The following is a 25,350-nucleotide window of genomic DNA, read 5'->3' as shown; positions in this document are numbered from 1 at the left end:
TTCTCACTGATATAAGGGATCTTTGATATGGCTGGAACCAGTTTGTTGGCCCTGCTCGACGATATCGCCAGCGTGCTTGATGACGTGGCGCTGATGACCAAGGTCGTGGTGAACAAGCGCGAGACATTTTTCGGGAAGACGTTTCTCACTGATATAAGGGATCTTTGATATGGCTGGAACCAGTTTGTTGGCCCTGCTCGACGATATCGCCAGCGTGCTCGATGACGTGGCGCTGATGACCAAGATGGCGGCGAAGAAGACTGCCGGGGTGTTGGGGGATGATCTGGCCCTCAACGCGGAGCAGGTTTCCGGGGTGCGTGCCGAGCGGGAGTTGCCGGTGGTGTGGGCGGTGGCCAAGGGGTCATTTCGCAACAAGCTGATTCTGGTGCCCGCAGCCATCGCCATCAGTGCGCTGGTGCCCTGGCTTATCACGCCACTCTTGATGCTGGGAGGCGCCTACCTCTGCTTTGAGGGGGCCGAGAAGCTGGCCCACAAGTTCCTGCCTCATGGAGTGAGCGAGGGTGAGGCACACACTGCTCCTATTCCCGATGATTTGGCCGCGTTTGAGCAGCAGAAGGTGAAGGGAGCGATCCGCACCGATTTTATTCTCTCTGCCGAGATCATCGTCATCGCCCTTGGCACGGTACAGGGAGCAAGCCTCGCGCTGCAGCTCTCGGTAGTGGCAGGCATCGCCCTGCTGATGACCATCGGGGTCTACGGGTTGGTGGGGCTGATCGTCAAGCTCGATGACATCGGTCTGCATCTGCTGCAAAAGCCCGATGGCAGCGCCCTGCGCCGCGCGGTGGGGCAGGGGCTGCTGGTGACGGCGCCCCGTCTGATGCACCTGTTGGCACTGGTCGGCACCATCGCCATGTTTATGGTGGGCGGCGGCATTCTGGTGCATGGCTGGCCTTTTGCCCATCACCTGATTGAAGGCGCAGCCGCTGTCGTTGCTACCCTGCCCACAGTAGGGGCCGTACTGGCGGCGGTGACGCCGACTCTGCTCAACGCCGTGGCCGGTGTGGTGGCGGGTCTGCTGCTGGTTGCCGTGATGACGCTGGTGAGCCGTCTTGCCCCGGCCAAGGGATAAGCGAGCTTGCGGGCCATTTTCTCTTTTTTCCTCTCTTCATTTTTTGGCCTTCGGGTTGCCCGGTGTCGGACTTGCTGCCCGCAGGTCTGTTGCGCCTCCCGATAAAGGCCTTTGCGAGAAGTTATGTATCAACAACAGTGGAATAACGACCATATCTACCCGGGCCTCGACAGCCCAGAGCTGGAAGCGGACATGCGCGCAGCCCGCCACGCGCTGGAAGAGCTGACCAGCTATATGGCGGGTCTGGACGGGGTACGCGACGATGCAGCTGCGCTGCTGGATTTCTTGCGGGAAGTGCGGCTGCGCGCCCGTGATATTCGCCATATCGGCTGGAACGTCGCCATTCTGGCCGCGTGCCGCGGCAGTCAGGATGCGCGGGATCCGCAGGCCAAACAGCTGGCGTCTCGTGCCCGCGCCCTTAATGCCGATCTGTTCAAGACGCTGGCGCCGGTGGAAGATCTGATGCTGGCGTTGCCGGAAGAGAAATTCGCCGCGCTGATGAGTGATCCACTGCTCGGTGAGGAGGCGTACCGCCTGCGCCACGAGCGTCGTTTGCAGGATCAGCGCCTGCCGGTGGCGGCGGAGCAGCTGGTGATCGGTCTGGGCACCGATGGCCTGCACGCTTGGGGCAACCTCTACAACGATCTGGTGGGCAAGATCCGCTTGACCATTGATGGCCGCGAGATGGGGCTGGCCGAGGCGAGCAATCTGCTCTCCAGCCCGATACGTGCGCTGCGTTTAGAAGCCTTTGATGCCATCAGCGCCGGTTGGGAAGGGGAGCAGGAGACGGTTGCCGCTATCCTCAATGCCCTCAACGGCTGGCGGCTGGAGCTGGCCCGTCAGCGTGGCAACACCCGTGTGCTCGATGCGCTGGATCTCTCCTGCCATCAGAGCCATATCGAGCGAGCCACCCTCGATGCCCTGATGAGCGAAACCTGGCGAGCCCGTGGGTTGGGTCAGCGCGCCCTGGGGCTGATGGCCGAGCGCCTTGGTCTCGACGATCTGGGGCCGGAGGATCTCTTTGCGCCGCCGCCTGCTTCCAGCAGCCGCGACATTCCTTTTGATGAGGCGATCGAGTTGATTGCCAATGCCTTTAGCCGTTTCGATCCCGAGATGGGGGCATTTGCCCGCATGATGGTCGAGAAGGGGTGGATTGATGCGGCGCCCACACCAAATCGCCGCACCGGCGCCTACTGCACCAAGTTTGCCGAACCGGTCGAGCCGCGGGTCTTCGTCACCTATGCCGGCACCATGGACAATGTCATTACCCTGGCCCATGAGCTGGGTCACGCCTGGCACAACTGGGTGATCCGCGATCTGCCGATGAGTCAGCGCAGCTACCCCATGACGCTGGCGGAGACTGCCTCCATCTTCGCCGAAACTCTGGTGCGCAGCGCCCTGTTCGAGCAGGCGCAAAGCCCGGAAGAGCAGCTGGTCATCGCCTGGGCCGAGGCCGACGTCGCGGCCACCTTCCTGGTCAATATCCCGGCTCGCTTCGATTTCGAGCAGGCCTTGGTGGCCGAGCGGGCGCAGGGTTATGTGTCGGCAGAGCGGCTCAAGGCGTTGACCGACGAGGCGTGGGGACGCTGGTATGAGGGGAGCCTGACCCGCTATCACCCCATGTTCTGGGCGGCCAAGGCGCACTTCTCCATCGCGGGGCTGGGCTTTTACAACTATCCATATCTGTTCGGTTATCTGTTCAGCCTCGGGGTCTATCAGCAGTTGATGAGCCGCAAGGCGGCGGGGGAAGAGGGCATTGCCGAGGCCTATCGTGCCTTGTTGCGCGATACCGGCCGGATGAGCGCCGAAGATCTGGTAGCCAAGCATCTGGGGCAGGATATCCGTGAGGCCGCCTTCTGGCAGGGGAGTCTGGCACAAGTAGCGCAGGCGGTAGAGCGCTTCGCGCAGTTGCCTGCCTGATTGGGTCTGCGGTGATATGAACAACAGGCCCCCGGACAGTCTCGCTGTCCGGGGGCCTGTTTGTTATGCCTGCTCTTGCTGCGGTTTGATGGGACCAACGAACAGAGGACGGGTCTGGTGAGTCAGATCCGGCTGATAGCCGTTGAAGAAGAGGTTGAGCAGCACCGAACTGATGGTGGCCAGCAGGATACCGCTATGAAAAAGCGGTTGTAGTTGCGCCGGAAGCTGCTGGAAGAAATTCCCGGAGACCGTCGGGATCATGCCAATTCCGAGACTGATGGCGACGATATAGAGGTTGTGGCGGTTGCTATTGTAATCGGTGCGCGCCAGGATGCGAATGCCGGTGGCCAGCACCATACCGAACATGACGATACCGGCGCCCCCCAGCACGAAGGGCGGGATGGAGGCGACCAGCACCGACATCTTGGGGATGAGGCCAAAGACGAGCAGGATCCCCCCCGACATCACGCAGACCCAGCGACTCGATACCCCGGTCACGCTCACTAGACCGATATTCTGGGAGAAGGAGGTGTGGGGGAAGCTGTTGAATATCCCACCAATAATGGTGCCGATGCCATCCACCCGCAGCCCGCGCACGATATCACCGCGCCTGGCCGGATGGCCGACGATGTCGCCAAGGGCCAGAAACATCCCCATCGACTCGATAAAGGTGATGAGCATGATCACCGTCAGGGTGGCGATGGAGATGGGATCGAAGGTGGGCCAGCCGAAGGCGAAGGGCACTATGGGGGCAAACCAGGCTGCCTCGCCGAGGCCATCGAGGCTCACTTCGCCTATGGCGATGGCCACCACGAAACCGAAGATGATCCCGAGCAGCACCGAGATATTGCTGAAAAAGCCCTTGGTGAAGCGGGTCACCAGCAGGATAAAGACGAGCACCAGAAAGCTGGTGCCGATATAGCGCAGGCTGCCATATTCCGGATTGCCCTTGCCCCCCGCCATCCAGTCGATCCCCACTTGCATGATGCTGATCCCGATGGAGGTGATAACCACCCCGGTCACTACGGTGGGGAAGAGCGGCATCAGTCGTCCTATCAGCGGCACCAGCAGGGTCGAGATGATACCGGCGGCGATGGTGGCACCGAAGATGCCCGTCAGCCCCAGATCCGGGTTGGCTCCGATGGCCAGCATGGGCATCACGGCGGCAAAGGTGACCGACATGATGACCGGCAGCCGGATCCCGGCAAAGCGGCCAATCCCGACACATTGCAGCAGGGTGACGATGCCGCAGCAGAAGAGATCCGAACTGATAAGGTAGGAGATCTGCTCCTTGGGCAGCCCCAGACTGCCGCCAATCACCAATGGCACCGCCACGGCGCCAGCGTACATCACCAGCACATGTTGCAGGCCCAGGGTAAAGAGTTGGCCCATGGGGAGCATGCGCTCCACTTCATCCACCGGGCGCTTGCGCGCACCCGGTCGGGGGGAGGGGGGATTGGTCTCGTTCATGAACAGATCACTCCTTGAAGCCCGCGCAACTGCTACAGGCAAGATAGTGAAAGCCGCAGCTTTCCCGGTCATTGATCTCGTGTATTGACAGAGGTGCCAGATCCCTCGGCAGTAGTGAGAGGGATCCGGTGCAGCACGGGTCAGTGCACAAAACATGCACAACGCCACTCACGAGAGAAAACGTTTGGCGATAACGCCTTGTTTTTGCGGGATGAGTCACATACCGGCCAGATAAGTGTCCGGCTGTTGGCAGGGGAAGGAGGTGGGGGCATCTCAGATTGGTAAGGGGTTTATCATTATCAGTTTGGTGATCTCACTTTGATAGCCGGGCACCATAACGTTGCTCGCAATGCGCCCCTCTGCATGTGACGGCGCTCGCGGGCTGCTGGGCGCAATCGGGGGCGGGGGCGTGATCCAAAGCAAGAAAGTTGGATGTTTTGGTGGCGCGCATGGCCGCCGCTGGGGTAGTTTCGATAAAACCGACACAGATCCTGAGGTCTTATCCATGATCATCTATCTGCATGGCTTTGATGCCACCAGCCCAGGCAATCACGAGAAAGTGCTGCAGTTGCAGTTTATTGATGATGATGTGCGTTTCGTGCACTACAGCACGGTTCACCCCCGTCATGATATGAGCCATCTGCTCAAGGAAGTGAAAAAACAGCTCGATATGAGTACCGATCCCAAACCGCTGATCTGCGGCGTGGGTCTTGGTGGCTACTGGAGCGAGCGGATCGGCTTTCTGTGCGGCATTCGCCAGGTGATCTTCAACCCCAACCTCCATCCGGAAGATAACATGCAGGGCAAGATCGACCGGCCGGAAGAATATGACGATATCGGTACCAAGTGTGTAACTGAATTTCGTAAGAAAAATTCAGGAAACTGCCTGTGTATCCTTTCCGTTCAGGATGAAGTGCGCGATAATCGGGACACTGAACGTGAATTGAAGAACTATTACGACATCGTGTGGGATGAGCGCGAGACTCATAAGTTCAAAAATATCTCGCATCATCTGCAGCGGATGAAGGCCTTCAAAGAAGCCTGATCCATCACGTCGACCGATTTCGTTTTAGGGAGCCAATGGCTCCCTTTCGTTTTGAGGAACCGAGGAAAATCATCATGATGAATATTGTCGTTGTAGGCGGCGGCGCCGGTGGCCTGGAGCTGGCCACCAGTCTGGGTCGCAAGCTTGGCAAGAAGAACAAGGCCAAGATCACTCTGGTCGATCGCAACCGCACCCACCTGTGGAAACCCCTGCTGCACGAAGTGGCCACCGGCTCCATGGATGCAGGCATCGATGCCCTGAGCTACCAGTCTCACGCCAAGAACCACGGTTTCGACTTCCAGCTCGGCACCCTGACCGACATCAAGCGTGACGATAAACGCATCGTGCTGGCCCCGATCCACGACGACAATGGCGACATCGTGGTCAACGAGCGCGAGCTGCCCTACGACTATCTGGTGATGGCCATCGGCTCTGTTTCCAATGACTTCAACACCAAGGGCATCAAGGATAACTGTATTTTCCTCGATAGCCCCTCCCAGGCGCACCGTTTCCACAACAGCATGATGAACCGCTTCCTGCAGTTCGCCACCGAATATAAGCCGGGCGACAAGGTGAAGATTGCCATCGTCGGCGGCGGCGCCACCGGCGTTGAGCTCTCTGCCGAGCTCTACAACGCGGTCGAGCAGCTCTACGCCTACGGCTTCAAGAACCTCACCACCGACAGCCTGAAGGTGACCTTGGTGGAAGCGGGCCCACGCATTCTGCCGGCTCTGCCGGAGCGCATCAGCGGCGCCGCCCATCAGGAGTTGGTCAAGCTGGGTGTGGACGTGCGTACCGCCACCATGATCACCGAAGCGACCAGCGACGGTCTGCACACCAAGGATGGCGAGCTGATTGAAGCTGACCTGATGGTGTGGGCGGCCGGTATCAAGGCACCTGACTTCATGAAGGATATCGCGGGTCTTGAGACCAACCGCATCAACCAGCTGGTGGTGAAAGAGACCCTGCAGACTACCCGTGACGAGAGCATCTTCGTTATTGGTGACTGCGCAGCCTGCCCGCAGCCGGATGGCAAGTTCGTGCCGCCGCGCGCCCAGTCTGCCCACCAGATGGCCAGCCAGGCGTTCAAGAACATCCTGGCCAAGATGAACGGCGGCGAGATGAAGCCCTACCTCTACCACGACCACGGTTCGCTGGTCTCCCTCAGCCGCTTCTCCACCGTGGGCAGCCTGATGGGTAACCTGATGCGCGGCTCCATGATGGTGGAGGGCTACATTGCCCGTCTGGTCTACATCTCCCTCTACCGGATGCACCAGATCGCCCTGCATGGCTACGTCAAGACCGGCCTCATCATGCTGGTGGGTCGCATCAACCGGGTACTGCGCCCGACCCTGAAGCTGCACTAAGCCGGGATTTGGCATAATTCGGAATACCAAAAGGAGAGGCGATGGCCTCTCCTTTTTTATGGGCGCAGATCAGGAAAGAGAGCGTTACTTGCCCAGATAGGTGCGGTCGAAAAAGGTATTGACCCAGTGGGGGCGGTAGATGGCCAGCACCGTCATCGCCATGCCGTTGAGCAGGGCTTCGGGGAATAGCAGCAGTGGCCAGATGGAGAGGTAATCCGCCGTGATGGTGTGCCAGGGGTAGCTGTGACTCAGCCCCATCAGCAACGCACTGGCGGCCACCTTGACCGAGATGGTGATGGCGCCGCCGAGAAAGGCGGCCACGAAGATATAGACAAAGAGGTGGCGCGGCAGCCAGGCCCAGCTGGCCAGAAACAGCAGCCAGCTGGTGGCTACCGGCAGGGCGATGCCCACCAGCGCTTGCCAGCCAAAATCGGCCAGATTGGTGACACCAAAGTAACCGAGCACCAGCAGGGTCAGGCAAGGGGCGAGCAGTGCCAGCCGCCAGCCAAGCAGCAGGGTTAGGGAGGTGAGCCCGAGAAAATGGACCTCCAGCCCCTCATGCAGACCGGCCCTTAGATACCAGAGCGGCACCAGCGCGATGGCACTACCCAGCAACAGGTGCTGATAGAGGGGGTTGTCACGGAGGGTCTGCCACAGGGAGCGGCGCAGGCTGAAGGTCAGCAGTACCAGCCAGATCAGGAGGGCGGCGAGTTGTCCTTCACTCATCTTGTCGTCCATTCATGCAGTAGAGTCCGGGCGGCCTTCCCGACCGCCCCATAGCAGAGCAGGCTGACGAGTCAGCCTGCTTTTACCATCAATATTTGACGTTGTTGTGGTACTTGCCGAGGATGCCCTTGACCCGTTCCATGGTCTCCTTGCTGGGGGGCTTGATCCCGCTCAGCTCGTACGGGTCGCCCAGTACGTCCCACTTGTGTTTGCCGAGCTCATGGTAGGGGAGCAGCTCCACCTTCTCCACGCTCTCGCCCAGCTCGGCGATAAACTGGCCCAGCCCTTCGGCGCTCTCGTCGTCGTCGCTCCAGGTCGGTACCACCACGTAGCGGATCCACATGGTCTTGCCTTTGGCTGCCAGATAGCGGGCAAACTCCAGGGTGTATCTGTTGCTGACGTGGGTCAGCGGAATGTGTTTCTCGTCATTGATCTGTTTGATGTCGAGCAGCACCAGATCGGTCTGGTCGAGCAGCTTGTCCACCTGTTCGTCGAGATGACGGACGAAGCCGTTGGTGTCGAGACAGGTGTGGATCCCTTTCTCTTTGCAGGCGGTAAAGAGTTCGGTAATGAAAGCCGGTTGCAGCATGGCTTCACCGCCGGACGCTGTCACGCCACCGCCGGAGGCATTCATGAAGTGGCGATAGCTGGTGATGTCACTCATCAACTCCGGTACGGTCACTTCGCGGCCACCTTCGGTATCCCAGGTATCGCGGTTGTGGCAGTACTTGCAGCGCATCAGGCAGCCTTGCATGAATACGATAAAGCGTATTCCCGGGCCATCGACAGTGCCGCAGGTTTCGACGGAATGGATCCGGCCAACAGTGCCGTGAGCTCCGGCTGGCTGGCTGATTTCAACGGCAGGGATCCGATTAATGACAGACATAAACAACTCCAACGATTCGAGCAGGCCGTTATTTTATTACATAAACCCCTATTGATCCTACACCTTTAGTCCGGCGCCCGGCTGCCAAGCAGCTGCTCCAGCCCCTTGACGGTGAGCGGCCGACTGGTGAGAAACCCTTGATAATGCTGGCATCCCAGCGCTTTGAGGATGGCCAGCTGCGCCTCCTCTTCCACCCCTTCGGCGGTGACGGTAAAACGGAAGACCTGGGCCAGATCGAGTATTGCCTTGACGATGGCTCTGTCCTGTTCGCTGTGTACCAGGGTCTGAATGAAGCTTCTGTCCAGCTTCACCTCATCGGCGGGCAGATCCCGCAGATAGGCCAGCGACGAGTAGCCGGTACCGAAGTCATCGATGGAGATGAGGATGCCGAGCTCCTTGAGCTGGCGCATTCTGGCAATACTCTCCTGCCGATTTTCCAATACTACCGATTCGGTCACCTCCAGCAGCAGGCGGGAGGGGGGCACACCGGTGTCGCGCAAGATGTACTCCACCTGTTGTACGAAGCCCTGGGTGTGGAACTGGCGGGCACTGACGTTGACCGACAGATGGGGGATCTGCAGGCCACGGTTGAGCCAGAAGCTGTATTGGGCACAGGCGGTCTTCATCACCCAGTAGCCGATTTCGAGGATCAGGCTGGTCTCTTCGGCGATGGGGATAAATTCCCCGGGCGGCACCATGGTGCCGTCGCTGCGCTGCCAGCGCAGCAGCGCCTCGATACCCGACAGTGAGCCATTGTCGACCCGGTATTGCGGTTGATAGTGGAGTTGCAGCTCGTGATGACGCAGGGCATCGCGCAGCTCATTAGTTAGGGTCAGCCGATTTTTCTCGTGCTGGGCCATCGCCTCGGTAAAGAAGACGTAGTGGCCCTGACCGGCGCGCTTGGCCATGTGGGTCGCGGTGTCGGCCTGTTGCATCAGGACCAGATGATCCGTCTCGTTGCCGGAGAAGAGGCTGATCCCCACCGAGGCGCTGCAGTGCAGCTTGTGATCGCCGATGTCAAACGGGGTGCGAAACAGCCCCATCAGCTCGCGGGCGAAGTGCTCTGCCAGAATTTTGGCAGTGACTTCCCCTTGTCCGAGCTGGGTAAAGAGCAGGGCAAACTCATCCCCCGAGATGCGCGCCTGCACCAGATTGTCCTGGGGCAGCTCCCTGAAACGCTGCACCACGGCCTGCAGCAGCAGATCGCCGCAGGCGTGACCGAGGGAGTCGTTGATCGACTTGAAGTTGTCGAGATCCACCAGCAACAGGGCGCCCCACTGGCCGTTGGAGGCGCTCAGGGTCTGCTGCAAAATATGGTTGAGGCTGCGGCGGTTGTGCAGACCGCAGAGATCGTCGTAGTAGGCGAGCTGCTCGATATGTCTGGCCGCCTCTTTTTCCTGGGTGATGTCGTAGAAGCTGCAGATAAAGTGGCTGAGCTCCCCCTGCTCATCCTTGACGCCGTTCACCATCAAGCGCACCGGAAAGAGGTGCCCATCCTTGTGCAGACAGCGCTCTTCACCGAGCCAGAACTCCTGCTCGTTGACGGTGCGGCTGACATCTTCCTTGAGATGATCCCCGTAGTAGGTGGGACGCAGCTTGCGAATGGAGTGACCGATCACCTCTACCTCGCCAAATCCGGTGATCCGGCTGAAGGAGTGGTTGACCTTGAGGATGATGCCGTTGTGATCCATCACGATCAGTCCATCGTGGGTATTGAAGGCTACTTCCGCCAGCCGCAGGGCGTCGTCGGCGGCGAGGCGCTTGAGCTCGATGGCGGCCCGCTCGTGCTGGCTGCTCAACAGATCCAGCAGAAGCTCTGGCTCTTTCAGTGGGGCGTCGAGCAGCAGGGTGATCTGCCCCATGACGGCACCGTGCTGGTCATGAAGCGGGATACCGATATAGGTGTCGGCCTTGAGGGCCAGCAGCCGGGTCGCTTTGGGATAGCGTACGGGCAGATCTTCCACATAGATGGCCTGACCGTGCTGGAACAGCTCCTGAGCGGGGCCGGGGTCGAGCTGGATAGGCTTGAGGGTGGAGCAGATCTCCTCGTTGATGACGCAGCGGGGGATGATCCAGAGATCCTGACCGCGGGGCTGGAACTCGCCGATCCAGCCCACCCGGGCACCGCTGGCGCTCATGGCCCAGCTTACCAGCGTCTTGCAGTAGTCGATGCCGGTCTGCTGGTGCAGCTCGGGCGGGAGGGCCAGCTCGGCGCGGTGCTCTTCCGGTTGCGGTTGCCAGTGGCCGAGCAGCTGGGCGCTGCTGCGCACCAGCTGCAACATCTCCTCGCTAAGCGGGGTGGGATCGATATACTCCAGACTCAGCACCCCGAACAGCTTGTCCTGCTCCAGCAGGGCACCATCGAGGCGTGAGCGCACACCGGCACTGGTCAGATAGAGGTGATTGCTCAGCATCGGCTGGTGGGCCGCTTCCGAGAAGCTTAAGGATTTGCGGGTACGCAGGGCGCGGATATAGCGGCTGTCACCGCGAATGGGGTAGAGCGCCTCGACCCCCAGGGTGAACACCGGGGTGAGTTGCTCGCTGCCGAGATCGCCGTTGGCCTGATAGTGCCAGAGTATGAGCCGATCGGCCCCCAAGCTCTCTTTAAGGGCTTCGAGCAGGGGCGCATACTGTTGCTGGCTCGCCATCTGGCTGAGGCGCGGCAGTTGCAATGCAAGATCGGCGATGGGCTCCTGACGAAGGTTCTGCAGACAGATGAGCCAGAAGCCATCCTGCTCGTGAGCGAGTGCGATATGCCAGAGCTGGCTGGCAAAGCGCACGGTGATCTTGCCGCCATGGCCGTTGGCCAGCAGTTGTTCGATGGGCAGGCGCAGGGCATCGGGCAGCTGGGCAGGCCAGGGGGCGCGCGGTTCGTCGAGCCAGTAGAGCGGGGTTTGCATCACGTCGGTCAGGGCGACCAGCCGTTGACTGCGCAGGTCCAGACGGAAAAAGAGTGGCGTCTGGAGGGCAGGAGGAAGATGACTGAGTGCGGTAGACGACATGAACAAACAACATCCTGTTAAGCAACCGTCGGGGTTGCAAGAATACTGCAAAATGGTGTGAAACAAAATTTCATTGAATTCTAAATTAGAAAAGTCTAATTTATTGCCCATTATCATGTATGAGGAGTCTTGCAGATGAAACGGATCCTGATTATCGGTGGTGTCGCGGGGGGCGCATCGGCGGCGGCTCGTGCTCGTCGTTTGAGTGAAGAGGCAGAGATCGTGATGTTCGAGCGGGGCGAGTTTGTCAGCTTCGCCAACTGCGGTCTGCCCTATCACATCGGGGGCGATATCCCCGACCGGGATGCCTTGCTGCTGCAGACTCCCCAGAGTTTCAAGCGCCGTTTCAACGTCGATGTGCGGGTCTTCCACGATGTGATTGAGATCGACAAGGCGGGCAAGACCTTGCTGGTGCGCAACCTGCAAACCGGTGAAGAGCAGCGCGAGCATTACGATGTGCTGCTGCTGAGCCCGGGAGCTGCGCCGATCCGTCCTCCCTTCCCCGGTATCGACAGCCCCCATGTCTATACCCTGCGCAACATCCCGGACATGGATCGCATTCTGGCGGCTCTGCATCACGATCAGCCGCGCCACGTCACAGTGGTGGGCGGCGGCTTTATCGGGCTGGAGATGATGGAGGCACTGCACCAGCGCAAGCTGGATGTCACCCTGCTGGAGCTGGCCGATCAGGTGATGGCGCCGGTGGACAAGGAGATGGCCAACATGCTCCATGCCCGCATCCGGGAAGAGGGGATCGACCTGCGCCTGCGCACCGGCCTCACCGCCATCGAGAGTCTGGATCTGCCTGCCGAGAAAACCTCCGCCGTGCCGACCGCCAAAAGTGGTGGCCTGCGCCTGACCCTCAATGACGGCTCCCATCTTGATACCGGTCTCTTGATCCTCGCCATCGGCGTCAAGCCGGAAACCCTGCTCGCCGCCAAAGCGGGGTTGGAGCTGGGCCCGCGGGGCGGCATCAAGGTGGATGCCGGGATGCGTACCTCGGATCCCTTCATCTATGCGGTGGGGGATGCGGTGGAAGAGATTGACTTCGTCACCGGCGAATCTGTGCTGATCCCGCTGGCGGGCCCGGCCAACCGGCAGGGGCGCATCGCCGCCGACAATATGCTGGGCCGAAGCGAAACCTACAAGAAGACGCAAGGGACCGCCATCTGCAAGCTGTTCGATCTGGCGGTGGCCAGCACTGGCCTCAACGAGAAGCGACTGGTGCAACTGGGATTGCCCTTCGAGAAGGTTTATGTCCATCCGGGCAGCCACGCCGGTTACTACCCGGGCGCACATCCGGTCAGCCTCAAGCTGCTGTTTGCCCCGGATGGCAAGATTTATGGCGCCCAGGCCATCGGCAAGGATGGCATCGACAAGCGCATCGACGTACTGGCGGTGGCCCAGCGTGCCGGTCTCACCGTGTTTGATCTGCAGGATCTGGAGCTCACCTATGCGCCGCCGTTCGGGTCGGCCAAGGATGTGATCAACATGGCGGGCTTTGTGGCAAGCAACCACCTGAAGGGGGACACCCTGCTCTGCCACGTGGCCGAGGTGCAGGCTCGTAACCCCCATCAGCTGGTGGTGGATGTGCGCAATGGCCCCGAGCTCGACAAGCTGGGCCGCATTCCGGGGGCGCTGCATATCCCCCTCGACGAGTTGCGTGGCCGCCTCCATGAGCTGCCCAAAGAGAAAGAGCTGCTGATCAGCTGTCAGGTCGGGCTGCGTGGTCACGTCGCTTGCCGCCTGCTGAGCCAGCACGGCTTTAAAGTGAAGAATCTCTCCGGCGGCTTCAAAACCTGGCAGATGGCGACCGCCGAGTAACCGTTTTATTTCTGTGCCTGTTTGCCCCTCTCCCTTGTGCGTGCAAGATGAGGGGCTTTTTGTTTCTGCTTTTCGCCCTTCTTGCATTCCCTTCGTTGCTGCAATATTTCGACACACTTTATTTTCTGTGCCGGACAAAATTAACGTTTTGTTCAGGGGATGGGTGCTATAACCCCTGCCTCGTTCATGATGAACCGTGTAGTAGGGAGAGTGACATGCTGGATATGCTGATGGCCATTTGGCATCAGGATTTTGACGCCCTGGTTCAGATGCAGGCGGTACCCCTGCTGATCAGTTGCCTGATGCTGGTACTGCTGCTGGAGTCCGCATTCGTCTTCCTGCCCCTGCCGGGGGACAGCCTGGTACTGCTGGCCGGTGGGTTGGTTGGCATGGGGGTGTTTGGCCCCGAAGTGACTCTTGTCTATCTGCCGTTGGCTGCTGGCATAGGTTCCGTGCTCGCCTACTGGCAGGGACGGGCCCTGCAGCGCACCCGCTTTATGGATCATATCGAACGGATGTTGCCTCCCGACAGCCTGCCCAAGGCGACCCGGCTGCTGAAAAAGTACGGTTTTCTGGCGATGTTCTCCTCCCGTTTTATCCCGTTCGTGCGGGTGCTGACCCCCATGTTGATGGGGATTGGCCGCCTGAGCGTGCTGCGGATGTGCGTGGCCAGCTTTGCCAGTGCCTTTATGTGGGCGCTCTGCCTCAGTTTGGTGGGCAAGCTGGCGATGAATACCCCCTTCTTCCTCCACCACAGCGAACTGTTGACCCGGGCCCTGCTGATTACCTCGCTGGTGCTGTTTCTGGCGGCCGTCATGGCCATCCTGTTTCGCTGGTTCAAAGGTGGAGCAAAAAACGAGACCAGCCACGACTAGATGACAACCCTTGCCGCACTGGATCGGTGGGCAAGGGGGTTCTCGTGCTGCTGGGGGGCGGAATTGTGTCCATTCGGGTAATGAGCTTTGTGTCGGGTGAGCAGGATGCCTTATCCTGTTTCCAGCCACGCTGCGTTTGCAGCGCTCCAACTCGGGATGGAACCTATGCGCCTCTTCGACTCTCCCTCTGCTTCTCACCGCTCTATCGCTGAAACCGGCGCTCTGCGCCGCCGCTGGTCAACCCTGCTGCTTTGCGGGGTAGTCGGTTTGCTGTCTGGCTGCGGCCCTGACAAACCCACCAGCCAAGTACCGACCACAGAATCTACAGCCCAGCAGGAGGCCGGGGCGCCAACTTCTGTAGTGCAGGCCAATGCCCGCCAATATCGCGATGCGCCGGCACTGGCGCTGGTCTTCTCCGGCTCCTTGGTGCCCAAGGCCAATTGGCAGAGCTGGCTCGGGGTCAGTGAGGGGGGCAAGCAGGTGCAGGGGGAGTGGATCTTGGCCGACGATGGTCGCACCCTCTATTTCCCGAACGTTCAGCCCGATAAAAGCTATGAAGTGAGCCTCAAGGCGGGGCTGGGCCCATCCCCTCAGAGCTGGACCCTCAAGACCCGGCCGCTGGAGGCGGGGGCCTCTTTTACCGCCAGTGGCATGGTATTGCCGCTGCGCGACGAGCTGCGCCTGCCCATCAGCGCGGTCAACGTGGACGAGGTCAATATCGACTTCTTTCGGGTCGATGCCGAATATCTGCCCCGTTTTCTGGCGGAATATCGCCCCGGTGCCGGCATGGGCAACTGGGAGCTTGAGCAGATCACCCAGCGGGCCAAGCGGGTATTCAGCGGCCGCTATGGGCTGGAGCTCGATGCCAACCGGCGCGAGACCCGCCTCATCAATGTGAAGGAGCCTCAGCTGGCTGAGGCTGGCGTCTACTTTGCGGTGATGTCGCCCCTTGGCAACTACGACTGGCGCAAGGAGACCACCTATTTCGCGGTGAGCGACATGGGGCTCAGTGCCCGCCGTTACCGCGATCAGCTGGAGGTGTTCGTCAGCTCCCTGGCCAGCGCCGACCCGCTCAAGGATGTGCAGCTCTCCCTGCTCGATGAGAAGGGCAACCGGCTGCAGGTGCAAACCACGGATCCGCAGGGCCATCGTCGCTTCGATCAGGTGCAGGGGGCCCGCTTGCTGCTGGCCGAACAGGGCAACCATCTGGCGGTGCTGCGCCTCGATGGGGCGGCGCTCGATCTCTCCACCTTCGATCTCGGCACCCAGCCCTGGCAGGCCCAGCAGCTTTATCTGTTCAGCGGGCGCGATCTCTATCGTCCCGGCGAGCGGCTTGACAGCGAGATCCTGCTCAAGGGCCAAGATGGCCAGCTGTTGCCCGGTATGGCAGTGGAGCTGGAGGTGAAACAGCCGGATGGTCAGCTGCTCGAACAAAAGCGGCTGCTACCGGACAATCTTGGCGCGGCCCACTACGGTCTGCGCCTGCCGGACGATGCGCCGCTCGGGCGCTGGACCATTAACCTCAAGACCGCCGCTGGTAGTCGTTTCGAGTGGCCCTTTTTGGTGGAGGAGTTTTTGCCGGAGCGGTTGAAACTGCAGCTTGGCAAGGGGCCGGATGGGGAAGTGACGAGTCTGGACGCCGCCCTGATGCTGCCACTGCAAGGGGACTATCTCTACGGTGCACCGGCGAGCGCCACCAAGGCCAAGGCAGAGGTGAAGATCAGCCGCGCCACCATGCCCTTTACCCAGTGGCAGGAGTTCACGCTGGGTGACGTACAGCTCGCCGAGCAGGCCAAGGATCTCGAGCCCCTCAGTCTCACCCTCGATGCGCAGGGGCAGGGGACTTTTTCGCTTGCTGATGAGCTCGACGGGGTGCGTGCCCTCGGGCCGCTGGAGGTGGCCTATCGGGTGTCGCTCTCCGAGCCCGGTGGCCGCGCCGTCAATCGCAGCCGCACCCAGTATGGCTGGCTCGCGGGCAGCCAGTGGCCGGCACTCAAGGCCGACTTCGTGGCCGATCGTGTGGAGGGGGGCAAGCCGCTCCCCTTCCAGATCCTCAACCTCGATGAGCAAGGTCAGCCGGTGGCGGGGGCGGTGAAGGTGCGCCTTATCAACGAGTACCGCGACTACTACTGGCACTACGCCGATGGGGAGGGGTGGAAGTACGAGTTCAACAGTCAGCCCTATCTGGAGCAGGAGCAGACCCTGCAGCTGGATGGCAAGGGGCCGACCCCGCTCACGCTGCAACTGGCGGCGGGCTGGTATCGGTTAGAGGTTGAGAACAGTCAGGGCCATCAATCGAGCCTGCGGGTGGAGATCGGTAGTTACGCCTGGGGCGGTGGTGGCGAGCAGGCACGGCCCGACAAGATTGCCATCACCCTCGACAAGCGCGCCTATCAGGCCGGGGAGAAGGCCAAAGTGACCCTGGTGGCCCCGCGCCCCGGCAAGGGGTTGCTGCTGGTGGAGGATGGCGACGGCCTGCGCTGGTGGCAGCGTATCGAGCTCAAGGGCGCAGGTGGCGATGCCAAGGATGCCCGCGGCGAGTTCGAGATCCCGGTCAGTCCCGAGTGGCAGCGTCATGACCTGCATATCTCGGCCCAGATCGCCGCGCCAGACAGTGCGTCCAAACCTTCCGGCAAGCAACAGGGGCAGAGCCTGCGCTCGGTCGGACTGGTGCCGCTCACCCTGGATCGGGAAGCGCGTCGTCTGCCGCTTACCCTGAGCGCACCGGATAAAGCGGTGCCGCTTACCCGGCTGGAAGTGACCGCCACCTCCACCCCCAACAGTCAGGGGCGCGTGGTGCTGGCGGCGGTGGATCGGGGCGTGCTCAATATCAGCGACTACCAGCCGCTCGACCCGTTCGAGATCTTCTTTGGTCGCAAGCGCTTCGCTCAAGATTTGTTCGACAACTACGGCCAGGTGATCCCGCCGCAAGATGGCAAGCTGGCCCGCCTCAATTATGGGGGTGACCGGGCGCCGCTGAAAAAGGGTGGCGCGCTGGAGAGTCGGGTCGAGATCGCCGCACTGTGGAGCGGCGAGGTGAGTTTTGATGAGAGCGGCAAGGCGGTGATCCCGCTCGATTTGCCCAACTTCAACGGCGAACTGGCGCTGATGGCGCTGGCTTGGAACGAACAGCAAGTCGGGGAGGCCGAGCGCGCCGTCAAGGTAGTGGCGCCGCTGGTGGCAGAGATCGGCTGGCCGCGCTTTGGCGCCAGAGGGGATGAGACCCGGGCGCTGGTGCAGCTTCGCAACATGAGCGGCGAGGATCAGACCCTCTCCCTTGTCTGGACCCTCAACGGCGGGCTCAAGGCAAATGGCGAGCTGCCCGGCACCCTTTCCCTTAAAAACGGCGAGGAGCAGTGGCTGACCCTGCCGCTCACCGTGACCGGGGCGAGCGGCGTGGCAAGCCTGCAGTTGGCGGCCAGCGGTAAGGATTTTGCCATCAGCCGCGACTGGTATTTGCCGCTGCGTTCCCCCTGGCCGGCCGAGACTCGCCAGCGTTACCAGATGCTGGCCCCCGGCCAGCAGATGAGCTTTGCGCAAAGTGAGCTGGCCGGGCTGGATCGCGCCAACCTGCAGGGGCTGCTCAGCCTCTCCGGTACTCCGCCCTGGGATCCGGCTGCCCAGTGGCAGGCGCTGGCCGATTACCCCTATGCCTGTCTGGAGCAGACCTTGTCCCGTGCCTGGCCCTACTTGCTGACCACGGCCGATGAGCGGGCCGCCTGGCGCAAACCCGCAGAGGGCAAGAAAGCGGCGAGCGAGGCGGATGTGCAACGCGCCCTGCTACAGCGGCTGCAGCGGTTGCAACTGCCAAGCGGTGGCTTTGGCCTGTGGGATGGTCGCTCCGACGAGGAGCAGTGGCTCACCGCCTATGCCGCCGACTACCTGCTGGCGCGCAAGGAGGCGGGTAACGCAGTGCCGGAGGCGATGCTCAATCAGGCTTTGAACCGGCTGCAAAGCTATCTCACCGACAGTCAGTATGGTGAGCGCTGGAGCAGTGCCCCCGAGCACAGCCGGCTGGCCTATCAGGCCTACAGTGCCTATGTGCTGGCCCGGGTGGGCAAGGCACCGCTTGCTACCCTGCGTCTTATCTGGGAGCAGCAGGCCGATCACGCCCGTTCCGGTTTGCCGCTGCTCCACCTCTCGCTGGCCCTCTCGGCCATGGGGGATGAGCAGAACGCCGCCAAGGCCCTAAGTCGGGCATTGGCGACCGAGCGTGGTGATGATTATTTGGGTGATTACGGCTCGCCGCTGCGCGATCAGGCCATTGAGCTCTCCTTGCTGCGCCAGCACAAACTGGCTGCGGAGCGCTGGCCAGCCCTCAGTGCCAAGGTGGCAGATACCCTGGCTCATCGTCAGTGGCTCAGCACTCAGGAGCGGCTCGCCCTGCTGCGACTGGCCCGCTTCGATCCGGCCGCCGACTGGCAGGCCAGGGTGACTTCCTCTCTTGGCAGTGGATCCCTGAGCGGTTCGGCTCCGTTGCAGCAGGGTGCCCCCGAGGCGCTGGCGGCGAGCACCGTCACCAACGAGGGCAAGGGCTCCCTCTATGTGCAGCGCACTCTGGCCGGTTACCCCGAACAGGCTCCGGCACGGATCAGCAAGGGGATGAGCGTGACCCGTAGCTGGTTCAACAGCGACGGTCAGCCGTTTGATCCCGCCAAGGTGAAGGTGGGCGATCTGGTGGTGGTGCGGCTCAATGTCAGCAGTGAATCGGCGGTGCCCGATGCCCTGCTGGTAGAGATGGTGCCCGCTGGCTTCGAGCTGGAGAACCCGGCCCTTGGCAACAGCATCAAGCTGGAAGAACTCTCCATTGAGGGGAAACCGGCGTGGCAGAGCGAGTGGAACGACTATCTCAAGCATCAGGAGTTTCGCGATGACCGCTACACGGCAGCGCTCGATCTGAGCGAGGGGAGCAACCAGCAACTGGTCTACCTGATGCGGGCGGTGACGCCGGGTCGCTATCAGGTGCCGCCGACCCAGGTGGAGGATATGTACCGCCCCGAGCTGCGTGCCGTGGGTGAGGATATCCATGAGGTGATCATCTCTGAGTAACGTTCCCTCCCTTGAGCGGGTTCACCCGCTCACTTTATGGCAGCGTGGCTGGCTGAAATTGGGTCGCAGTGGCCGCGCTGGCTGGCGCTGGCTTGGTCGTTTGCCACGCTGGCTGCGTTTCTCGGTGCTGGGCGTTGTAGCACTGCTCCTGTCATTGCTGGCGCTGGATCGACTCTTCCCGCCGCCACCGCTCGACCCTGCCTACGCACGGGTGGTGCTCGACATGAAGGGGCGACCGCTGCGCGCCTTTGCCGATACCAGCGGCGTGTGGCGCTATCCCGTGACCCTGGAGCAGGTCTCCCCCCGCTATATCGAGGCGCTGCTGGGCTACGAGGATCGCTACTTCTGGCGTCATCCCGGGGTCAATCCGGTGGCCATGGTGCGCGGGGTCTGGCAGTGGCTGCGTTACGGGCGGGCTGTATCGGGCGGCTCGACCCTTACCATGCAGGTGGCGCGTCTTATCGAGCCCTACCACCGGAGCGTGCCCGGCAAGCTGCGCCAGATGGTGCGTGCGCTGCAACTGGAGTGGCACTATGACAAGCGCACCCTGCTCACCGTCTACCTCAATCGGGCGCCGTTTGGCGGCAATCTGGAGGGGGTGCAGGCGGCAAGTTTTGCCTATCTCGGCAAAAGTGCGGCCAAGCTGACCTATGCCGAGGCGGCGCTGTTGGCGGTGCTGCCGCAGGCTCCCAGCCGCAACCGGCCGGACCGCCATCCCGAGCGGGCCCGCACCGCCCGTGACAAGGTGATGCAGCGACTGGTAGCGCAGAGTGTCTGGCCCGAACAGGCATGGTTGGAGGGACGTATCGAGCCGGTGCTGGCCCGTGGTCACTTCACGCCGATGGAGGCGCCACTGTTTGCCCGTCTCGCCGCCGACAATCAGGCCGGGGCGCTGGTGCACACCACCATAGACGGCGATCTGCAGCGCTGGCTGGAGGGGCGGGTGGCCAGCTATATCCGTCGTTTCCCTGAGCAGACCTCAGCGGCGCTGCTCTTGGTAGATAACAAAACCATGGCGGTGCGCGCCTATGTAGGCAGCGCCGAGTATGGCAATTTGCGCCGCCACGGTTATCTCGACATGGTGCAGGCGATCCGCTCTCCCGGCTCCACCCTTAAGCCCTTCATCTACGGTCTGGCGATGGACGAGGGGCTGGTGCATTCGGCCTCCTTGCTCTCCGATGCGCCAAGGCTGGGCTCGGACTACCGCCCCGCCAATTTCTCCGGCGCCTTTCAGGGGCCGGTGACCCTGGCCCAGGCGCTGCAGCAATCCCTCAACGTGCCGGCGGTGCAGGTGCTGGAGGCGCTTGGGCCCGACAAGCTGGTCAGCCGCCTCGACAACGCCGGGGTGCGGCTGGCGCTCTCCGACAAGCCCAACCCGGCCATCGCGCTGGGGGCGGCGGGCATTCGGCTCGAACAGCTGGTGGCGCTCTACAGCGCGCTGACCCGGCAGGGGCAGGTGGCGATGCCGGTCTGGCTGGCGGGGCAGCAGGCGGTGTCGCGCCCCTTGCTGAGCCCGGGAGCGGCCTGGATCATCTGGCAAATATTGAGCGCGCAGGGACGGGCGGATCAGCCCTTTGCCAGCGAGGCGACCGGCCGGGTCAATCGACTGGCCTGGAAGACCGGCACCAGCTATGGCTATCGCGACAGCTGGGCGATGGGGGTCTCCGGTCGCTGGACCATAGGCGTCTGGCTTGGTCGCCCCGACGGTACCCCCATGCCCGGTTTTTACGGCCAGAGTGCAGCGGTGCCGCTGCTGCTCTCTGTCTATTCGCGGCTCTCGGACAACAGCCCCTTGCCGGCACAACCCAACACGGTGAGCGAAGCAGAGATCTGCTGGCCGCTGGGGCGCAAGGCGAGCGCGACCCTGTCTGAGGTTTGTTTGCAGCGCCAGAGCGCCTGGTTGCTGGAAGGGCGCGATCCTCCCACCTTGCCGGATCCCATGGACTGGCCCTCGCCGCTGCGCCAAGTGGCGCTGACCGCCGAGGGCAAGCCGACCCTGGCCCGCTGCCAGGATGCGGCGCAATCCGGTTTTCGGGCGCTCTGGCCGTTGTCGCTGGAGCCTTGGCGGTCACCTGGTGAGCGACGGCAGGCGCTGCTCGCCAGCGGCTGCGCGGGGGAAGGGCAGAGCGCCGAGCTGCAGGCCCCCATTCGCATCGTGGCGCTGGGGGAGGGCAACCTTATCCGCAGCCAGCGCTATCGGTTGCAGCCCAAGGTGCTCGGCGGTGTCGGCAAGCCAGCTTGGTTTCTCAACGGCCAGCGGCTGCGCTGGGACGGGGATCAGGTGCTGAGTGTGGCGGGTCGTTATCAGCTGGTGGTGGTGGACGAGGCGGGTAACAGCGATCGCATCGAGTTTCGCGTGGTGCATCCTGACAGTGATGCCGGCACCATCACCCGTTGAGCGTTTTGCCGACAGCCATTGAGGTGAATGTAATTAACTATTTGAAATGCATCAATATTTGATTGGATGAATTAATTTGTGAATAATTACGAATTCATTCAAATCCAATCGGGAGTTCTCTTTTGCTGCGTGTTCTGTGTCCCTTGCTGGTGCTGATGAGTTCGGGTTGTGCCACAACCAATCATGGTGATCACCATGTTTCTCCTGAACGTACCGGGTTCTATTCACCTTTCGAACCTGCTTCCGATAGTTTTGCGCGTTGCTATCAGAAACAGTTTGCCTGTACCCCTGCCAATATCCGCCGTGACAGGGCGATGGAGGCGCGCAGGCAGGCGCAAGAGCGGGCCAATCACCGGGGTGATGATTGGTAGGCCGCAGAAAACGAGAGGGGTTGGCAGATGCCAACCCCTTTTTCATTCCGCCAATTCAGCCCTGTTGGCGCAGATGACCGAGCCGGGTGAAGAAGTGCTGGCTCTTGCGCTGGTGAAAGTGGCTCTTCTTGATGGGATGGAAGATGAGGTTGCTTTCGGGATGGCTCGCTTTTAACTGGTGGAGCATTGCCACGGCGGGCAGGCTGGTGCTGACCAGGGTGGTGAGTGGCATGCTGATGGTCTCGGGGCCGAGCAGTTGATTGAGCCCTTGCTGAGCCTGCTCAAAGCGGGTCAGGGCCGCCGGGTCGGCATAGCCGCTCCCCAGCATGGTGAGCAGGTTGTCGAGGGCCAGATTAAATTCGGCCAACTGCTGGCGAAAGCCGCTGCGCCCGCGCAGAGCGATAAGCTCGGCGAAAGAGATCTCGCCGAGGTGAGTGGGTACTTGCAACGGGATCTCGAGGTGGAAGCAATCCTGCCCGCCCCGGTTGTGGTAGCGGGATTCGAGCAGATGGAGCAGGCGGTCCAGATAGTCGTGATCGGTAATAAGCGCCCCGTCATTGGCGAGTGCCCACTCACGGGCGAGACGCATGGAGAGCAGATTGGCAAAGCGTCGTGCCATTCTGATCCCACCCTCATCCCGGGTCGCAAAGCCGTGAGTCAGGCAAAAGCCGTGCAGCCGTTCCAGCCCCGCCTGATCCGGGCAGAAGCAGTCGTGGTTGGCCTCCTGACGCCAGCGACCAATCAGCTCCTTGTTGCCAAACACCTTGTGGCGGACGAAATCGGGGGCCACCAGGCCGCTTATCTGGCACTCCAGTTGCGGGGTAATGGCGGCAAAAAAGGCTGCATCGGGCCGCTCGGCCAGCAGATCGGTCTGCTGTTGAAGGGTATCGAGCAGGGCGGTGAGACCGCTCTTTTCGCTGACGGTGAAGACAAAGGCAAGCCGCTCCAGATAGAGCAGGGCAAATTTGAGCCAGAGCTCGTCGCGTACCTCCATGCCGGGGTAGTAGATATAGGTCTTCATCGGATCAGTCTGTTGTCAAAAATCTGGCGAGGCGCAGGGTCGGGAATATACGCAAGATTGCGGTCGCGCGGCAAACACTGCGTGGGGTAATGTGAGCAAACGCTCATCCAGTAGGCGCTGGCCACAAAGTTCTGATATAATTCGCGCCCTTAAATCAAGGTCACCCGAGTCATTACCATGAAGTTCATTATCAAGCTGTTCCCGGAAATCACCATCAAGAGCAAGTCGGTTCGCCAGCGCTTTATCAAGATCCTGCAGGGCAATATCCGCAATGTCCTGCGCCGCTTCGACGACGATGCCCGCGTACGGATGGATTGGGACAAGCTGATCGTGAGCTCCCGCAATGACCAGTTCCGCGAGCAGGCTATCGAAGCTTTGGCCTGTATTCCGGGCATTCAGGCCTTCCTCGAGGTACAAGCCAGCAAGTTTACCGATCTGCACGACATCTTCGAGCAGGTGAAAGCCGTTTGGGGCGACCAGCTCAAGGGCAAAACCTTCTGCGTGCGCGCCAAGCGCCACGGCAAGCATGAGTTCTCCTCCCTCGAGGTTGAGCGCTATGTGGGGGGTGGATTGAATCAGCACTGCGAAAGCAACGGTGTGCGCCTCAAGAACCCGGATGTGAAGATCAACCTCGAGATCGACGGTGAGGAGCTCTTTATCGTCAGCGCCATCCATCAGGGCCTGAGCGGCATGCCCATCGCGACCCAGGAAGATGTGCTGAGTCTGCTCTCCGGCGGTTTTGACTCCGGTGTGGCTTCGTTCCAGTTCATCAAGCGCGGCTGCCGGGTGCACTACTGCTTCTTCAATCTGGGCGGTGCGGCCCACGAGATCGGCGTCAAGCAGGTGGCCTATCACCTGTGGAACCGTTTCGGCTCCTCCCACCGGGTACGTTTCACCGCTGTGGACTTCGAGCCGGTGGTTGCCGAGATCCTCGAGAAGATCGACAACGGTCAGATGGGCGTGGTGCTCAAGCGGATGATGATGCGTGCTGCCGCCAAGGTGGCCGAAGAGTTCCAGATCCCGGCGCTGGTGACCGGCGAGTGTGTGGGTCAGGTATCCAGCCAGACCCTCACCAACCTGAACGTGATTGACCGGGTGACCGACAAGGTGATCCTGCGCCCGCTTATCACTTGGGACAAGCCGGATATCATCAGTGAAGCCCGCCGCATCGGCACTTTGGAGTTTGCCGAGACCATGCCGGAGTATTGTGGGGTCATCTCCAAGAAGCCGACCGTGAAGGCCGAGCTCTCCCGCATTGAAGAGGAAGAGGCCAATTTTGACTTCGCCATTCTGGACAAGGTGGTCTCTGAGGCCCGTTACCTCGATATCCGCCGTATCGGTGAAGAGACTGCCGCTGAAGTCCAAGAGGTGGAAACGACTCAGGTGCTGGGCGCTGACGAGGTGATCCTGGATATCCGCTCTGCCGACGAACACGATGAGAAGCCGCTGGTGGTGGAAGGTCGTGAAGTACTGCATATCCCCTTCTTCAAGCTGGCCACCGCCTTTGGTGATCTGCCCAAAGAGAAGACCTATCTGCTCTACTGCGATCGCGGTGTGATGAGCAAGCTGCAGGCGCTTTACCTGAAAGAGAAGGGTTTTGATAACGTCAAAGTTTACCGTCCGTAATTTGGCACTCAATCGCCTATAAAAAGGCTATGCACCCATTACGTTACATGTTGCATGGGGTGCCCAAGCACCTCATGCAAACACACATTGATATTCACCTCCTTCCCGTAATGTTCCAGTATTCTGCGCCAACCCATAACTAAACAGCTAGCCTCCGACGACGATAGATAAGGGCATGACGTTTCCGATGGCTTCGGCATTCATCTGCTCTTACTGAAAACCTGCATAGTCCTGCTCCACCATATAGTTAGTGCGATGTAAACCGGCCCGGTCCCCGGATTCGCTCTCTGTCTCCTGGCTGTCTTGTCGTGCCAGGTAAGCCCCGTAGCCTTTTGAGCAACTCAAGGAAGAAGGTCTCATCGACTTCAGCAATGCCCTCTTCCCGTGTGGCTTGATACTTGGCCATCGTACGCAGAGAGTGGGGACGTCAGCGCAAAGCGGTATGTTTGTTGACGTCGTAGCAACACAGATCTGTCTTGCGGACGGTCAATCTCTGGCTTACATATCGTCTTCCCAGCACTGCGCTTTACGCAATCTGGTAAGGGGGAGCTGTATAGAGCTGGTGTGTAGACAGTACTGGTTTTATTCAAACTTAATTTTTCGACATGCCATTGGGACAGTGTTTGTCCTGAGCACTTGGCGCGGAGACGCATGAAAAAGCCGACTCATTGAGTCGGCTT

Annotated in this window: 15 protein-coding genes; 10 read left to right on the top strand and 5 right to left on the bottom strand. The window is 61.0% G+C overall.

The annotated features are described in order from the left end of the window. Positions 1-27: 27 nt before the first annotated feature. The 3 genes from G5154_RS18375 (at position 28) to G5154_RS18365 (ending at position 3,010) form a co-directional block, all read left to right on the top strand. On the top strand, positions 28-168 hold the full coding sequence (locus G5154_RS18375; RefSeq protein WP_021231002.1) for a hypothetical protein: 141 nt from the start codon (positions 28-30) through the stop codon (positions 166-168). A 1-nt stretch (position 169) separates the two neighbouring features. Beyond that, complete coding sequence (locus G5154_RS18370; protein ID WP_421251472.1) at positions 170-1,090, top strand: DUF808 domain-containing protein; 921 nt, start codon at positions 170-172, stop codon at positions 1,088-1,090. A 123-nt stretch (positions 1,091-1,213) separates the two neighbouring features. Then, a complete protein-coding gene (locus G5154_RS18365; protein ID WP_421251471.1) occupies positions 1,214-3,010 on the top strand; it encodes a M3 family oligoendopeptidase in 1,797 nt (598 codons plus the stop codon). Between the two features lie 63 nt (positions 3,011-3,073). On the opposite strand, the gene G5154_RS18360 is transcribed toward G5154_RS18365, so the two are convergent. Further along, a complete protein-coding gene (locus tag G5154_RS18360) occupies positions 3,074-4,480 on the bottom strand; it encodes a nucleobase:cation symporter-2 family protein (RefSeq protein WP_421251470.1) in 1,407 nt (468 codons plus the stop codon). A gap of 505 nt (positions 4,481-4,985) precedes the next feature. Between G5154_RS18360 and ycfP the strand changes: the two genes are divergently transcribed. Next, entirely contained in the window at positions 4,986-5,525 is a 540-nt protein-coding gene (gene ycfP, locus G5154_RS18355; RefSeq protein ID WP_158109586.1) for an alpha/beta hydrolase YcfP, read from the top strand. A 74-nt stretch (positions 5,526-5,599) separates the two neighbouring features. Further along, the gene (locus G5154_RS18350; protein ID WP_158109325.1) at positions 5,600-6,892 is read left to right on the top strand and encodes an NAD(P)/FAD-dependent oxidoreductase; all 1,293 of its coding nucleotides are present in this window, start codon (positions 5,600-5,602) and stop codon (positions 6,890-6,892) included. Between the two features lie 84 nt (positions 6,893-6,976). Here the strand turns inward: G5154_RS18350 and G5154_RS18345 are convergent, their stop codons facing one another. From G5154_RS18345 to G5154_RS18335, 3 genes are all read right to left on the bottom strand, one after another. Beyond that, the gene (locus tag G5154_RS18345; protein ID WP_279463211.1) at positions 6,977-7,618 is read right to left on the bottom strand and encodes an energy-coupling factor ABC transporter permease; all 642 of its coding nucleotides are present in this window, start codon (positions 7,616-7,618) and stop codon (positions 6,977-6,979) included. A gap of 88 nt (positions 7,619-7,706) precedes the next feature. Next, complete coding sequence (gene pflA / locus G5154_RS18340; RefSeq protein WP_005333994.1) at positions 7,707-8,504, bottom strand: pyruvate formate lyase 1-activating protein; 798 nt, start codon at positions 8,502-8,504, stop codon at positions 7,707-7,709. 65 nt (positions 8,505-8,569) lie between these two features. Further along, complete coding sequence (locus tag G5154_RS18335) at positions 8,570-11,506, bottom strand: EAL domain-containing protein (protein ID WP_421251469.1); 2,937 nt, start codon at positions 11,504-11,506, stop codon at positions 8,570-8,572. 135 nt (positions 11,507-11,641) lie between these two features. Here G5154_RS18335 and G5154_RS18330 point away from each other — a divergent pair, with 135 nt between their 5' ends. The 4 genes from G5154_RS18330 (at position 11,642) to pbpC (ending at position 21,652) form a co-directional block, all read left to right on the top strand. Beyond that, positions 11,642-13,330, top strand: a complete 1,689-nt coding sequence (locus G5154_RS18330; RefSeq protein WP_005344666.1) for an FAD-dependent oxidoreductase — start codon at positions 11,642-11,644, stop codon at positions 13,328-13,330. A 215-nt stretch (positions 13,331-13,545) separates the two neighbouring features. Then, entirely contained in the window at positions 13,546-14,205 is a 660-nt protein-coding gene (locus G5154_RS18325) for a DedA family protein (RefSeq protein WP_005353037.1), read from the top strand. Between the two features lie 165 nt (positions 14,206-14,370). Beyond that, complete coding sequence (locus G5154_RS18320) at positions 14,371-19,254, top strand: alpha-2-macroglobulin family protein (protein WP_421251468.1); 4,884 nt, start codon at positions 14,371-14,373, stop codon at positions 19,252-19,254. Between the two features lie 52 nt (positions 19,255-19,306). Beyond that, on the top strand, positions 19,307-21,652 hold the full coding sequence (pbpC, locus tag G5154_RS18315; RefSeq protein ID WP_421251475.1) for a penicillin-binding protein 1C: 2,346 nt from the start codon (positions 19,307-19,309) through the stop codon (positions 21,650-21,652). Between the two features lie 426 nt (positions 21,653-22,078). Here the strand turns inward: pbpC and G5154_RS18310 are convergent, their stop codons facing one another. Continuing rightward, positions 22,079-23,044, bottom strand: a complete 966-nt coding sequence (locus G5154_RS18310; protein ID WP_245098460.1) for a hypothetical protein — start codon at positions 23,042-23,044, stop codon at positions 22,079-22,081. Positions 23,045-23,221: 177 nt separating this feature from the next. Here G5154_RS18310 and thiI point away from each other — a divergent pair, with 177 nt between their 5' ends. After that, a complete protein-coding gene (thiI, locus tag G5154_RS18305) occupies positions 23,222-24,670 on the top strand; it encodes a tRNA uracil 4-sulfurtransferase ThiI (RefSeq protein ID WP_245098463.1) in 1,449 nt (482 codons plus the stop codon). The last annotated feature ends 680 nt before the right edge of the window (positions 24,671-25,350 follow it).

It is taken from the genome of Aeromonas sp. 600527 (genome assembly GCF_049175415.1).
GTDB lineage: Bacteria > Pseudomonadota > Gammaproteobacteria > Enterobacterales > Aeromonadaceae > Aeromonas > Aeromonas veronii_A.
This window is presented reverse-complemented; position numbering and strand designations above follow the sequence as displayed.